The sequence below is a fragment of the Acidobacteriota bacterium genome (genome assembly GCA_016208495.1).
Taxonomy (GTDB): domain Bacteria; phylum Acidobacteriota; class Blastocatellia; order Chloracidobacteriales; family Chloracidobacteriaceae; genus JACQXX01.
Genome location: JACQXX010000136.1, coordinates 97,560 through 111,090, shown reverse-complemented (window position 1 = coordinate 111,090; position 13,531 = coordinate 97,560). Strand labels below are relative to the sequence as shown.

At 50.5% G+C, this 13,531-nt stretch carries 13 protein-coding genes; 11 read left to right on the top strand and 2 right to left on the bottom strand.

From position 1 onward, the window contains the following. The coding region (locus tag HY774_26945; GenBank protein MBI4752141.1) for a hypothetical protein at positions 1 to 237 on the bottom strand (237 nt) is incomplete at its 3' end. Between the two features lie 745 nt (positions 238 to 982). On the opposite strand from HY774_26945, the gene asd reads away from it, so the two are divergent. The 8 genes from asd (at position 983) to HY774_26905 (ending at position 9,175) form a co-directional block, all read left to right on the top strand. After that, the gene (gene asd / locus HY774_26940) at positions 983 to 2,050 is read left to right on the top strand and encodes an aspartate-semialdehyde dehydrogenase (protein ID MBI4752140.1); all 1,068 of its coding nucleotides are present in this window, start codon (positions 983 to 985) and stop codon (positions 2,048 to 2,050) included. Positions 2,051 to 2,382: 332 nt separating this feature from the next. Next, positions 2,383 to 3,507, top strand: coding sequence for a tyrosine-type recombinase/integrase (locus HY774_26935; GenBank protein ID MBI4752139.1), 1,125 nt, complete (start codon positions 2,383 to 2,385; stop codon positions 3,505 to 3,507). Positions 3,508 to 3,509: 2 nt separating this feature from the next. After that, positions 3,510 to 4,229, top strand: a complete 720-nt coding sequence (locus HY774_26930) for a hypothetical protein (protein MBI4752138.1) — start codon at positions 3,510 to 3,512, stop codon at positions 4,227 to 4,229. A 108-nt stretch (positions 4,230 to 4,337) separates the two neighbouring features. Continuing rightward, positions 4,338 to 4,529, top strand: coding sequence for a helix-turn-helix domain-containing protein (locus tag HY774_26925; GenBank protein MBI4752137.1), 192 nt, complete (start codon positions 4,338 to 4,340; stop codon positions 4,527 to 4,529). Between the two features lie 258 nt (positions 4,530 to 4,787). Beyond that, complete coding sequence (locus tag HY774_26920; GenBank protein MBI4752136.1) at positions 4,788 to 7,685, top strand: DUF3854 domain-containing protein; 2,898 nt, start codon at positions 4,788 to 4,790, stop codon at positions 7,683 to 7,685. Then, a complete protein-coding gene (locus HY774_26915; GenBank protein ID MBI4752135.1) occupies positions 7,682 to 8,209 on the top strand; it encodes a hypothetical protein in 528 nt (175 codons plus the stop codon). Before HY774_26920 ends, HY774_26915 begins: the two co-directional genes overlap by 4 nt. Positions 8,210 to 8,288: 79 nt before the next feature. Next, positions 8,289 to 8,534 (top strand): hypothetical protein, encoded by a 246-nt coding sequence (locus HY774_26910; protein ID MBI4752134.1) that lies wholly within the window; start codon positions 8,289 to 8,291, stop codon positions 8,532 to 8,534. A gap of 155 nt (positions 8,535 to 8,689) precedes the next feature. Further along, complete coding sequence (locus HY774_26905) at positions 8,690 to 9,175, top strand: hypothetical protein (protein MBI4752133.1); 486 nt, start codon at positions 8,690 to 8,692, stop codon at positions 9,173 to 9,175. Positions 9,176 to 9,319: 144 nt separating this feature from the next. On the opposite strand, the gene HY774_26900 is transcribed toward HY774_26905, so the two are convergent. Continuing rightward, positions 9,320 to 9,460 carry a hypothetical protein gene (locus tag HY774_26900; GenBank protein ID MBI4752132.1) on the bottom strand — a complete coding sequence of 47 codons (141 nt, stop codon included), beginning with the start codon at positions 9,458 to 9,460 and terminating at the stop codon, positions 9,320 to 9,322. A gap of 412 nt (positions 9,461 to 9,872) precedes the next feature. On the opposite strand from HY774_26900, the gene HY774_26895 reads away from it, so the two are divergent. The 3 genes from HY774_26895 (at position 9,873) to HY774_26885 (ending at position 13,520) form a co-directional block, all read left to right on the top strand. Next, entirely contained in the window at positions 9,873 to 12,563 is a 2,691-nt protein-coding gene (locus HY774_26895; protein MBI4752131.1) for a tape measure protein, read from the top strand. A gap of 258 nt (positions 12,564 to 12,821) precedes the next feature. After that, entirely contained in the window at positions 12,822 to 13,115 is a 294-nt protein-coding gene (locus HY774_26890) for a helix-turn-helix domain-containing protein (GenBank protein MBI4752130.1), read from the top strand. Between the two features lie 138 nt (positions 13,116 to 13,253). Next, positions 13,254 to 13,520 (top strand): hypothetical protein, encoded by a 267-nt coding sequence (locus HY774_26885; GenBank protein ID MBI4752129.1) that lies wholly within the window; start codon positions 13,254 to 13,256, stop codon positions 13,518 to 13,520. The last annotated feature ends 11 nt before the right edge of the window (positions 13,521 to 13,531 follow it).

Here is a 13,531-nt window from a genome sequence, read left to right as displayed (position 1 = left end):
GTCCGATACGCCGTTGTTTGATCCCGCATTTCCCCGTGGAAACAATACCGTCAACCCGGGGACGCTCGTCCCTCCCGTGATCACGTTCCCCAAACCACCAGGAAAATCAACCAACAACGCGTTGACGTTGATCTGTTCCTGTGCCTGGCTCACGGGTGCCAATGTTACGACCATCAAGGCCGCCAACATCAGCAATGCTGACGCTTTCAAAAACCGTGTGAGCTTTCTCAATTGCATAGCTCTTTTCCTTCTCCTTAATTTTCGCGCCGCCGCACTCGCTCGTGCTTGACGGTTCGCTTTTTGTCATCCTCAGGCCCGGCGGCTCTCTTTCGCCAGCCTGCTTTACTCGCTCGCTCTCACTCCACTGCCCGAACTTGCGTCCTCATCAGCGAAGCCCCTGAGTTTAGGTCAATTCCCCTTCAACCTTTTTGCTCTCTATATCTGAATTTTGATTATTTGAAAGGTTTTATATCATGGATATGTGAAGGTAAGCATTGTCACTGCACGTTGCGTGCCACAAACCAAACCTCATCTATTTTTTCAAATAATCCAGCTTAAAACAAAGCTAGAAAACAGGTTTAATATTTTAAACCCATATTCTTAAAAACTGTTCATTGAACTGATTTCATTTGAAAGAAGGGGTGCTCAGAAACAGATCTTTAAAATTTTCGACCACAGGATGAGTACAACGTAGACACTCTGTGGTAAAGATTTTTTCTGAATAAGAGCAATGATGAGGGAGTCATGATTGGGATTCAAAACAATCTGAGCTTGACGGATGATATCAAAAAGAGGGATAAACCTTTTCTGATCCATCAGCGGGCGACTTAGTATCAGATTTTCTCTTCTTTCGCAACTGGTTCGCTCAGGATTTACCAAAGAATTCTTTAGATCAAGCAAGTTAACCAGGTTTACATTCTTTCGGCTGTGGGTATTCTCAGTCATTTCACCAAATCTTATTTTCCACTGACTAAAATTGTATATGGCAACACACCAAAAAAAACTCAGGGTTGGCATTCTTGGTGCTACCGGGACTGTCGGGCAGCGATTTATCCAACTGTTGAATCAACATCCGTACTTTAAGATCACTGCCCTTGCAGCGTCGGATCGCTCAGAAGGGAAACCCTATGCCCAGGCCACAAACTGGAAACTTGGAACTCCGATTCCTGAAAATATTCAAACCATGGTTCTGGCGCCCTGTTTGCCACCCCTTGACTGTGACATTATCTTTTCAAGTTTACCTGGCAACATGGCGAACGAAACTGAAAGCCTGTTTGCCCAGCACGGATATCCAGTCATCAGTAACTCCAGTTCCCATCGGATGGCAGAAGATGTACCGCTCCTGGTACCTGAGATTAATGCCGATCACGTTCGTTTGATTGACATTCAAAAGACAAACCGTGGGTTTGACCGCGGGTTTCTCGTAACCAATCCCAACTGTACAACACTGGCAATGGTGCTGGCATTGGCCCCAATTGAACGGGCTTTTGGCATTGAACTGGGGATGATCTCATCACTTCAGGCAATCTCTGGTGCCGGATATCCTGGTGTTGCCTCACTCGATATTTTGGACAATGTCATTCCTTTTATTGATGGTGAAGAAGAAAAAGTTGAACTTGAGCCTCGAAAAATTTTGGGAACATTCCAAAAAAACCAGATCTCGCTGGCTGACCTGAAATTGAGTGCTCATTGTCATCGGGTGGCAGTTTCAGACGGGCACACCCTGGCAGTATCACTTAAACTTCGCAAGCCAGCCACTCTGGATGAGATTCGCAATGTGTTGGAGTCATTTCAGGGACCACCTCAAGAATATCGGTTGCCAAGTGCCCCAGAGCGGGTTGTTGTGGTTCGCACCGAACGTGATCGCCCACAGCCGCGACTGGATCGAGACGAAGGTAAGGGAATGAGCAGTGTTGTTGGACGACTGCGCCAGGATCCAATCTGGGACGTAAAATTTAGCGTCCTTGGGCATAACACGGTCCGCGGTGCGGCGGGTGCGACCATCTTGAATGCTGAGTTACTCCACCATCTTGGCTATTTTAAGGCTTAACCAGTCTCATTTTCAGACAGAAAGGAAAACCCGTTCAATTCACTGAATTGAACGGGTTTTCCATTGATGCAGTAAAAAGATAACCCACACATCATTGGCGGAGGCGTGTGGGAATCGAACCCACCTATCCCGGCTCTCACCAGGACACTACGGGTTTGAAGCCCGTTATCAATCTGTTATCACAGTTCACCAATGTTCAAAACTTACTCAATAAACACATTATTTGTAACAGGTTAGTACTTTTCATTGTTTACTGTTGTTCACAGTTGTTTGTCTATGCTAAGCTCTAATTGTTGGGTAAATATTGGGATTCCAACAAAAGGAGCGAACAAATGAGAGCACGAACAGGCTGCATCCGTGAACGCAACGGCAAGATTTACGCGGTTGTCACCTTCACCGACCCCGTCACCGGCAAACGCCACTTTCGAGAGCGGAAAGCCAAAAACCGCACTGAAGCCCGTCTTCTTATAAAGGAGTTGCTGCGTGCGATTGATCTCCAGGGTGCCAGAGCTTTCCAGGCCGAAAAGGTGACGTTTCAGGAGCTGGCTACCTGGTACCGCGAAACCTACCTGATCGAGCCCCAATACAGGGATGGGAATAAAGTGGCGGGCCTGCGCAGTTTTGAGGACATGCGGCGGCGGCTGAAAACCCTTGAAGACTTCTTCGGAAAACGCCGGATCAAGGACATCACCTTTGGCGACATCGAACGCTACCGTGCTGAGCGCCTGGCCACCCCCAAACAACGGGGCGGCGGGCAGCGCACCGTCACCGGCATCCACCGTGAATTGGAAATTTTGCGACGGATGTTTTCGGTTGCCGTTCGTGAAGGCTGGCTTGCCCGGAACCCTTTCACATCAGGCAGCAAGACACTGATTTCCCAAGCATCGGAAAACAAGCGAACTCGAATCTTGACCAGGGATGAAGAATTACGGTTGTTTGCCGCCTGCGACACGCCACAGCGTCGGCACCTGCGCTGTTTTCTAATGTTCCTGCTCGACACCGGTGCCCGAAAAAGTGAGGCGCTTCATCTGCGCTGGCGCAATGTGGACTTTCAAGCTCGGGTGATGACCCTCGAAAAACACACGACCAAAACCGAACAAGAACGATCCCTTCCGATCCCTTCCCGCCTACAAACTGAGCTGGAAAAGCTCTGGCTGCAGTCCAGTCAAAATCTGGATGAATTTGTCTTTCCAGTTCGGGATCCACGAATGAGCTTTGAAAAAGCACGCAATGAAGCTGGCCTGCCCTGGTTGCGGCTTCATGATCTGAGGCACGCCTTCGCCACACGCCTGGTCACAGGTGATCTTCCCTTGCCGATGGTCGCGAATCTGTTGGGCCATGCCCAAATCAGCATGAGCATGCGCTACACCAACTTGAATCGGGAAGCAATCCAGCGAGCTGGTGCAATTTTGGATAGCTTGCACGAGATTGATGATCAAAAGCTTCTTGTCAACTAATTATGAGCGAAGAAAAATTGGTTTTGTGGGATCAAATTCTGGTTGAAATCGGCGATGAGCCGCACCCATTCCCGCTTCCAAGCGAAAAAGACCCGTCTAAACAGGTTGGTTTGGAGTTGGTTCGTCGAGAGGTCGTGGCTCGAAAAATAAATTTGGATTTGCGGGTGGATGCCGTGTGGATTTCAGAGGTTCGACCAAGTGATGCCCTCCGTATTTCAGAAGACCCGAAGTCTCCACATCCAGGCTACGCGTTTAGGATTGAATCAACCCAGTTGGGTACTCCAGTAACTATCGAATCCCCGAGTTTTGGGGATGCCGCACTTGATCAGCAATTTTTGAGTTTTTTTCAAGAACGACTCGGCCCCGAATGTGTGCGGGTACTGATCAAGCTTCGGGACCAAGCGATGCGGCACGTTGAGCAAAAAAACCGACTTGTAGTACCAGCAAGCCGGAAGCGATATCGCGATCAACAAAAATTTAAAGAACTGTTCAAGAGCCGAGTCGAACCGGGTCGGACTCCGACTGGATGGGAGATTGATTTTAGGAATCAACTTAAAACCGCAGTCCAAAGCCTGGCTAAGTCTGGTCTGAGACACGAACGCATCACGCTGGACCGAACAGCCAAACAACTTAATCTGTCGGGGAAAACCCTTCGAACTCGGCTTCGGCGGTCAAATATTCAGTGGTCGGATTTTAAGTTGAAAATGCTTCAGGATTTCTAATTAAAAAATAGTTTCAAATTTGATTTCCAATTTTGAAGCAATTGATCTGGGCAACAGTTAACAGCAGAATGCCTTTGTGAACTTTGGAAAACCAAATGGAGGATCGAAATGGAAATTCCGCGAAATTTATTGAGTGAGAAAGAAGCGTGCGCCCTTTATTTACACAGTCGAACCTGGTTTTGGGCGGCTCGTGAGCGAGGGGTTCTGCCATTTGTCAAGTCTGGTCGAAAGGTCTTGTATGATCGACGCGATCTTGATCGCTATTTCGAATCGGCCAAACAACAAAAAACCGCTGCATAAAAGATTTGAGCCAAGAGCGGATTTGCCAATGTCCTACCATTGGCAGTAGCCCTTGGCCCTGGTTCCTAATCGTTTAATGGTCAAAAAACCAAATCGAAAAGGCATTCATTCCGCATGAATGCTCCAATCATTTGGCGGCTTTTTGATTTTGTCAATCAGTTGATGACAAGAATCTGGAACAAGCGATGATTCTTGTCATTCATCCAATAAAAAATCCCTCTGGCTGGGACGGCTTAGAGGGATTTTGGAGTTGAAAAAATGTTTGAGGGAGACTACCACAAATTCCCCAATAACCAAAAAACAAACCTCACGGAAAGCGACCTTGAAAAATTCAAATCCGCTTTCATCACCCCAAATTTGATTGGTCAAGCCAAATTATTTCGGGCGAATTCTCTTGAAGGGGCTCGGATCGTCGGGCGTAAGCCAAAAATTGATGAAGATTATTCAGGGATTGTTTTTCCCTTCTTTTTTCCCGGCGAATCCCAGCCCCATGAGTTTCGCCTCCGTCGTGATTCACCTTCACGAGAACTCCAGCCTAACGGATCAACGAAAGAGACTGGGAAATACCTCAGCCCGCCTGGTCGGGGTGGACTTTTGTATTTTGTGCCAGGGACTGATCCGGCTGCCCTTACTGATCCATCAGTCCCGGTCCTGGTTACCGAAGGCGAGAAAAAAACCATCGCATTGCACCGTTTCTGCTCTGAATCCGGCTGGAAGGCTCTCCCAATCGGACTAACTGGGGTCTGGAACTGGCGGGGGAAAGTGGGCAAAGAGCCCACGCCCGATGGGGGAACGACCCCAGTCAAAGGCCCAATTCCCGCGCTGGACCGGATTCCCTGGGACAACCGGCAGGTGTTCATCATTTTTGATTCAAATCTGAAAACCAACGAGTCAGTCAGGGCCGCACGAACAGGATTGACCAAAGAATTGGCCCGCCGTGGTGCACTTGTGAAGTGGGTTGACCTGCCGGAGTTGGCCGGCGTGAACGGCGTGGATGATCTGCTGGCACATCCTGATGGTGGCCCCAACCTCCTTGAAAGCCTCATTCAGTCAGCTTCAACGCCTGAACAGGCAGAGTCGGCGACGGGTAATTTCCCTTACCAGGTGCTTGAAGATGGCGGGATCAGATGGCAAAAGCCCACCAAAGATGGACCGACATCGGTGCAACTGTCGAACTTTAGCGCCCGGATCGTGCGCCAAATTACCGAAATTGACGACATCGAAGCTCAAATCACGCTTGAACTCGAAGCGGAATGCCGTGGACGCCGCTACCAGTTTCTGCTGCCAGCCCGAGAATTTTCAAAGATGGAGTGGCCATATTTGCGAATCGGGGCAGATGCCATTGTTTTTCCGGGCACCACAGCTAAAGAACACTTGCGAGTGGGGATTCAGCTTTTATCAGGAGGTATCCGGAAAGAAACGGTCTTTAAGTCAACCGGTTGGCGAAAGATCGATGATCAATGGGTTTTCCTTCACGGTGGGGGCGCGGTTGGAAATCAGAGCGTCAGTGTTGAGCTTGAAGCCGGGATGGAAAATTATTACCTGCCTGCACCGCCTGACCAGGGCAGGTTGACGGAAGCAATCAGAGCCAGTCTGCGATTTCTCGATCTGGCTGACCGTCGCCAAACCTGGCCATTGCTGGCAAGTGTATACACCGGACCATTTTCAGAGATGATCGGTGTGGATTTTCTCCTATGGCTTCACGGTGTCACTGGGTCACGAAAGTCAACTCTGGCAGCGTTGTTACTTTGCCACTTTGGTGATTTCCAACGCCACTCACTGCCCGCAAACTTCACCAGTACCGGCAATTCATTGGAACGACAGGCTTTCTCAACAAAGGATGTTTTGTTTGTCGTGGATGACTATGCTCCACCACCTGACCGCAAGCACGCGGCGGCACAGGAAGCGGCGGCACACCGGTTGATCCGTGCCGTTGGCGACCGCCGTGGCCGTGGCCGAATGAATGCTGACACGAGCCTGAAACGATCCATGTTCCCGCGTGGGTTGGTTTTGGTAACCGCAGAAACCGGCGCACCTGGCCACCAGTCATCGGCAGCCCGATGTGTCGAAGTGCAGCTCAGGCCCGGCAATGTTCGGCTCGATTTGCTCACCCATGCTCAAGAAACTGACGCCCCGCGATATGCCGAGGCGATGGCTGGCTTTCTCGCCTGGATAGCACCACGTTATGACGACATGCGGACTGAAGCCGAGCAATGGATCCGCCGCGAAGCAACTCAGTTCCAATCAAGTCATGGTCGAATCCCTGAAGCCTGCGCCAAGCTCCTTTTTGGAGTCTGGAGTTTTCTTCGGTTTGCCGTCGAAACGGGCGCGATTACTCCGGAAACTCAAGCCGCGCTGTTTGCCCAGGCCAAGCAGGCACTCCAGTTTACTGCCGAAAGATCAAACGAACAGCAGGAAGTCCAAAGACCAACCGCGATTTTTTTCGACCACTTGCAAACACTGCTTGCCCAAGGGGCGATTTATTTGGTTGATCGTGATGAAGAAGGGGGATTCGAAAATACAAAGTCCTTTGCTGCTCAAGCTGGGTGGGTGGATAAGGTGAAGCGAATTGCCTACTTGCAACCCAATGCAGCACTTGCGGAAATCAAAAACTTTGCGGCACGGCTGGGTACAAACTTTCCCTTCGATGCACGAACTCTCGGCGAATACCTGGATCATGAAAATTGGTTGATCGAGAAAAAAGATGGCCGATCAACTGTACAAATTCGCATCGGTGACAAGAGGCAGTGGGTTTGGGCTGTTTCTCTCGATGCAATTGAGGAAAAGAATTTAGAACCAACCGAAAAGTGTGGTGACACTGGTGACACTGGTGACAAACCCAGTCAAATCATTGAAAAATCAAGTGCTTATTTTGTCACCACTTTGTCACCAGAAAAGTCAGGAAAATCTAAAACTGGTGACAAAACTTCAGAGTTGTCACCACTGTCACCAGAAAAACAGAGGGATTCCGTTTTAACCGGTGATACTGGTGACAAAATAAATTCTTTGGATACAGGAGATACAGAGTTTGTCACCACTGTCCGCACTGTCACCACAGAAAACACCACAAACAAAAATATTTCTGAAAATTCACCCCAACCTGCAAGCTCGAACGGGACACCAGGTCCTCGAAAAATGAGGAGGGTAACCATATGAGCCCACTCGAATGCTTGACGGCTTTGAACCAGGCAGGAGGGGCAGCGTGGGTTGAAAGCGGGCAGCTTCAGATTGAACTCCCTGACGACGCCACATCATCTGCTGATGCCCTGCTTGATGAACTCAAACAGCAGAAAGCTGAACTGGTGGAACTGCTCACTCGTGAACCGATGCCATCACCCGCTGATCACCCGCTTGCAGAGCGCGAAGTTCTGACGCATCAGGTGGACGCCAAATCCAACCCATTAGTTGATGCCTACGCTCCAGACAGGGAAATTGAGAATTTTGTTTTGGACCTGTGGCAGATCGGCGCTGTCGTTTTCGCCAACCCTGATTCCGGATCATTGGTGGTGGACGCTCCACGCGGCGCGCTCGATGACACTCAACGGGCATTTCTGGCGGCACGAGCCGGGGGCGTCTTCGAAGCGGTTCATTGGCTTGGCGTGATGGATCGTCGGGCGACCTACAAGCGGGCTTTTATCCCAGGGGGAATTGCCTTGGGATCAGATTTTCAAGCTGGTTGATAGCTTAACGTCAACCAAAATCCCTCTCAACAAATTGTGAGGCATTGCACCTCATATAAATCAAAAAGAAAGGCTACTTATGGAAAGCAAAAAACCCAATCAACCTTCTGTGATTTCTGGTCAGTTTTCAGCAAGTCCAGCACGAGCCATTCAAGAACATATCCCAATGGCTTTACGGCACGTTAGGCTGGGGCTTGAGGAATCTCGTGATAACTTCGAGCGGCTGACATTTTTGCAGCTCTTTCTGAACGTGGCGGAACTTCTTGACTCGGGAGATGTCCTGGGAAACCAAGTAAGCCCCAACTTCTATGAAAGTGAGAACTAGGAACCTTCACGACAAAGCAAAAATCCTTTTGATCCGGAAGTTGAGGCTCTTGCGCGGATATTTCTTTGTCACCATTATGTTTGTCAGGTGTCCCGGCCCATGTTTGCCTTTGGGCCGGGTTTCCTATCAAATTTTCGAAGGACAGACTGGGACATATGGATAGAAAAATCAGCTCGGAACAGCAAAATGAGGCATGGAAAAGATTCCTAAAAGGGCAATCTATTCGCCAAATCGCCGAAGATTTAGGATTCTCAAAATCCGGCATCCACCGCCACATAAGCCGGTTGCGGGAGGAAACGAATGAAGCTGATGCCAAAGAATTTGCAACTCAGCGTGGGATCGCCCTTGCCAAAATCGGCCTTGCGGAAAGCGAAGCCTGGGTGGGCTGGGAAGCCTCAAAACTCGAAGGCCCTGGTGACTCTCGGTTCTTGCGTGAAATTGCGCGGTGCATCGAGCTGCGCGCCAGGATTTTGGGGCTATTCGCGCCAGCAAAATTTGCCGCCACGACAATGGATGGGAAAAACGCCCCAATCCAAGTGAATGTGAACCCCAAATCAAACACCGAATACTTGGCCGAATTCTTCACAAGTTTGGCGGCGAGTGGCCACCCGCTACCCGGCGACGATGGATTAGAGATGTGAATTTAATAAGCAGGTGGCAACGGCTCCCCCCTCACTTATAACGTTATAAGTGAAACTACAACCGCATCAGCGAAATGAATTTTTTAGATGGTTTTCAAAAATGAACGTAGCCTCACTGACCGCAACAATTGAAATCAACCCGGGTCAGGCCACTCGGGTACTTGGAAGCCTACAAAACACTCTCCAACGCACGGCGGCTTTGGCCAGCGCGAGCGCATCCGGAATATCAAGTTCGATCAACCGGGTGATTACTTCGACAATTTCGTTAGGGGCGGCCAACCGCAACCTATCGAACTCAAATAATACCACTGGGACAGCCCTTGCTGGCCTTCAAACTCGATTGGCGAGTCTGAGCAGCACCACCGATGGGATCATCCAGAGGTTTTCTGCCCTGTGGACCAATTTTCAGCAAGGCGGTAGTGCCTCTGCGGCGGCGACGCTGCGAATCCAAATGCTGGGTGAGCGTATTGCGGCGGTGCAGACTCAGATCAATTCCCTCAACACGGCTTTTGCGCAAGGATCGGTTACCCAGACTCAATATGGTTCCGGGATTTCGAGGCTCGAAAGCCAACTGGCCGGGCTTGTCGCCCAAATTCGTCGTGAAGAAGCAGCACTCAACGACGCGGCGGCGGCCCAGCTTCGAGCCTCACAGGCAGCAATCACGCTTGGGCAACGATCTCAGCAAATTGGCAGTGGGATGCAAACGGCAGGGATTGGCCTCACTGCGGCGCTGACTGCCCCACTGGCCTTGATTGCCAAAACCGGGCTTGCCTTCGACTCGATGTTTGAGCAAGCTTCTGTTGCTTTTTCGTCAATGACTGGCTCCGTGGATATAGCTCACGAGCACCTGACTCAACTGCGAGAATTTGCTGACAGGACCCCATTCGAATTTGCTGACGTCATCAAGGGATCGAAGACTTTTCAAGCTTTCGGGCTCTCAATCGAGGAAGTGATTCCCACATTGACGGCAATTGGCAACGCCGCTGCCGCAACTGGCCGGGGTCAAGTTGCTATTGACCAATTGACCATGTCATTGGGCCAGATGCTGGCACGTGGCAAAGTCACCTCCACGGAGTTCCGCGAGCTGGGAAACAACGCCGTGCCAGGGCTACGAATTCTGGCGGCGGCAGCGGGTAAAACCACAATTGAAATGCAGGCGTTGGTTGAAAAAGGAGTTGTTCCTGCAGATTGGGCGCTGAGGCAAATTGTCAAAGGAATTCAGAAGAGTAATTTGGGCGGGATGATGGAAGTTCAGTCTCGGACGGCAGCAGGAGCACTCAGCACTCTTCATGATGTGGTTGTCGGGACGCTTGGGGATGCGCTCCAGCCTGTTTTTGGTTTTTTGCGAGATTCGCTTTTGTGGGTGATCCCGAAGATTCAAGAATTCGGAAAAATGTGGGTTAGCCTGCCCGGACCAATCAAAAACACAGTAGTGGCCATCGCAGGCATTGGCGGAGTGGTCGGCCCGGTTTTGGTTTTACTGGGTGGGGTTGTGACCGCAGTCGGAACGATTGGCGCCCCCATTTTGGCGACAATCGCGGGTATTACAGCCGGGGTTTCAGCAGCGGTCGGGGCAATCACTTTTATTTGGACCTCGAACTTTGGGGGTATGCGAGACGCCGCAATTAAAATCTTCAATGCCATAAATACAGGGGTTCAGCAGATCTTCGGGGATTTGATTCAGTGGTACCAGTCAAACCTGCCGTTAATTCAGGCAACAACAAAAACAGTTTTTGATTTTATCCAGAGGATCGTAAGCGGATCTGTGGGCGTGGGCGTCAAAAACACAGTTTCCGCAATCGGATACATCGTCTCTTTTGTCAGAAGCTATTTGGCCAATTTAGCCACGGCGATTACCGTGATAATGAAAGCAATCAACGGGGACTGGCGCGGAGCTTGGTTTACGTTTGCTAATGTTGCAGGTGACCAAATTGACCGGCTGGTTCGAACAATGCTCGGTAGGCTGCCGGCTATTTTCACGAAAGCTTACGAGATGGGGAAAGCTTTGGTCTCGGGCTTCAGCCAAGGGATTGCTTCAAATTTACCCAGTAACCCTATTGCCCATTCCGGCTCAACTTCTCTCCGATTGAATCTTCCTCCCACAAGCTTGATTCCCCCACGAAAAGATTATGGGGCGGATTTATTCTCACCGCTGGGTGGCAACAAAGGCCGTGGCGGCGGTGGCGGTGGCGGAGCAAAAGAAGACGAGGCCGCCTCGCTCCTGAAACGACTTCAAGACGAGATAGCCCGTGTCGGCCTTAAAACAAAAGAGCAAGAAGTCGCGGTTGATCTATTGGATAAAAAATATGCCAAGTACAACGAAACGACCAAAGAGACCATTCGCCTGGCGGCCCGAGAACTCGATTCTAAAATGAGGATCAACGAGTTGAGCGAGAAAACGACCGCACTCCTTGACCGTCAGCGTCAGGAACTGCGCGGCACAGAAACGGAGATGGATAAGGTTTTTGAGCTTCTCCGCAACCAGGCCGCGCCGGTTGCAATCGATAGTACAACGCGGAGCGTTTTGCTTTTGAACGCTTCGCTTATCGATGGGCAAAAGGCACTTGAAGGGCTTTCCAAAATGAAATTGGATTTACCCCTTTCCATATTGCCAGAAGAATTTGGGGCGGATATTGGCGGCGACACCCTTGAAAGAATCAGACAAGAATTTATTTATGCAAAGGCCGTGGAGGAACTAAACGAAAAGCTCAAAATCAAACGCACTTTGAGCAACCTTGAACAAAGTCAAATCGAGATTACTACTGGAAAGCTGAAAGAATTGACACAGGCCCAGAAGGACCAGTTGCTCGTTGTGGCCCGTGGGATTGACGACCAACTGAAAGCAAAAGAAAAGCTAGACAAGTTGAAAGAGATGGCCGGGCAGTTTACGGATGTCTTTAAGGGGGCTTTTGACGCTCTCTTCACGGACGGATTTCAGGGATTCAAGTCGAAACTGCTTTCCGGTTTTGCCGACTTGCTTTCACAACTTGTCTCTCAATTGCTGTCTTCGGCGTTGATCAAGCTGCTTGGCGGGCTCTTTGGTGGGCTGTTCGGTGGCGGCGGGAACGTCCTGGCTTCAATCGGCGGCGGTGGTGGTGGGATATTCGGCTCGCTGTTTGGCGGTGGTCGGGCTCTGGGCGGTCCGGTGTTTTCAGGCCGGTCGTATCTGGTTGGGGAGAACGGGCCAGAGTTGTTTGTGCCGCGCAACTCTGGATCAGTGGTCACGAACCGTGACCTGGTAGCCGTTGGATCTGGTGGCCGGTCGCTGAACGTGACCAATAATTTCTGGATACCCAGCCAGACAGGGACAATCTCGAAAGCCTCGCAACGGCAAACTGCAGCACGGAGCGGGTACGCCATTACGCGGGCGCTGGAGCGTGACCGGTGACGTTCAGGCACGGGCCACAGACTCAAGAGTTGAAGCTGTGGTCAGCGTTAAATCTCCAATTTTTTAAACGTCAAGCCCGTGCCATAGCGGGCTTTTTATTTTTTCCCTTGAACTCCAGTTCAGGGGTGAACTGTGGTTCAGGGGTGAACTGTGGTTCAGGGGTGACGGGCAATCACTGAAAAATGTTGACGGAAATTCAGCACGATGTAGAATGACCTCTAACCCATTGGCAGATGAAAGCTCATAGGAGGTCAAGAAATGGAACCCGTTGACATTCGCACCCGTCGCCGAAAATTAGGACTCACCCAAATCGAACTGGGAGAAAAACTTGGAATTCCTGGAAATACTATTTCCCGATGGGAGCTGGGCACTGTGACACCAGAGCACCCAAAACTTATTGATCTGGCCCTGCGGGCACTTGAATATGAAACCGGCTACCCGGTCCCGCGCGAATCGGATGATGATTTTTTCTCTCGAAACATGTCCGCACTGGCAGAAGTAAAAGAACGTCAGGAAGCGCGTGCCGCCAGAACTCCTCAACCTGCGGATTAAAAAATTCAGTGGAGGGCTTATGCCAATCACCAGCGCGGAGAACGTCACTGGCCCTACCCAAGCGCAAAAGGGAACATCGCGACGGGTGGGCCGGCTCGAAAAGCGAGTAACCAAACTGGAGCAACCTGGAGGATCCAAATGAGCAGCGAAGACCCAACCAAAAAGTATCCGCCACCAGAGAACTATCAGACCAATATGGACTTAAAGAAAATGCTCGAAGAAATCATTGACGAGAAACTCAAACCGGTGCTGGACCGGCTGGACCGGATTGAGCACGACCTGGGGGAGTTAAAAGGGGATTTGAAAACGGGATTCCGCAAGCTTGACCGCAGGTTGAATGCCATGGACGTCAAGCTGGCTGATAATGCCACCAGGCTCGATGCGCTGGAAGACAATGCGGCTTGAACTGGCGCCCC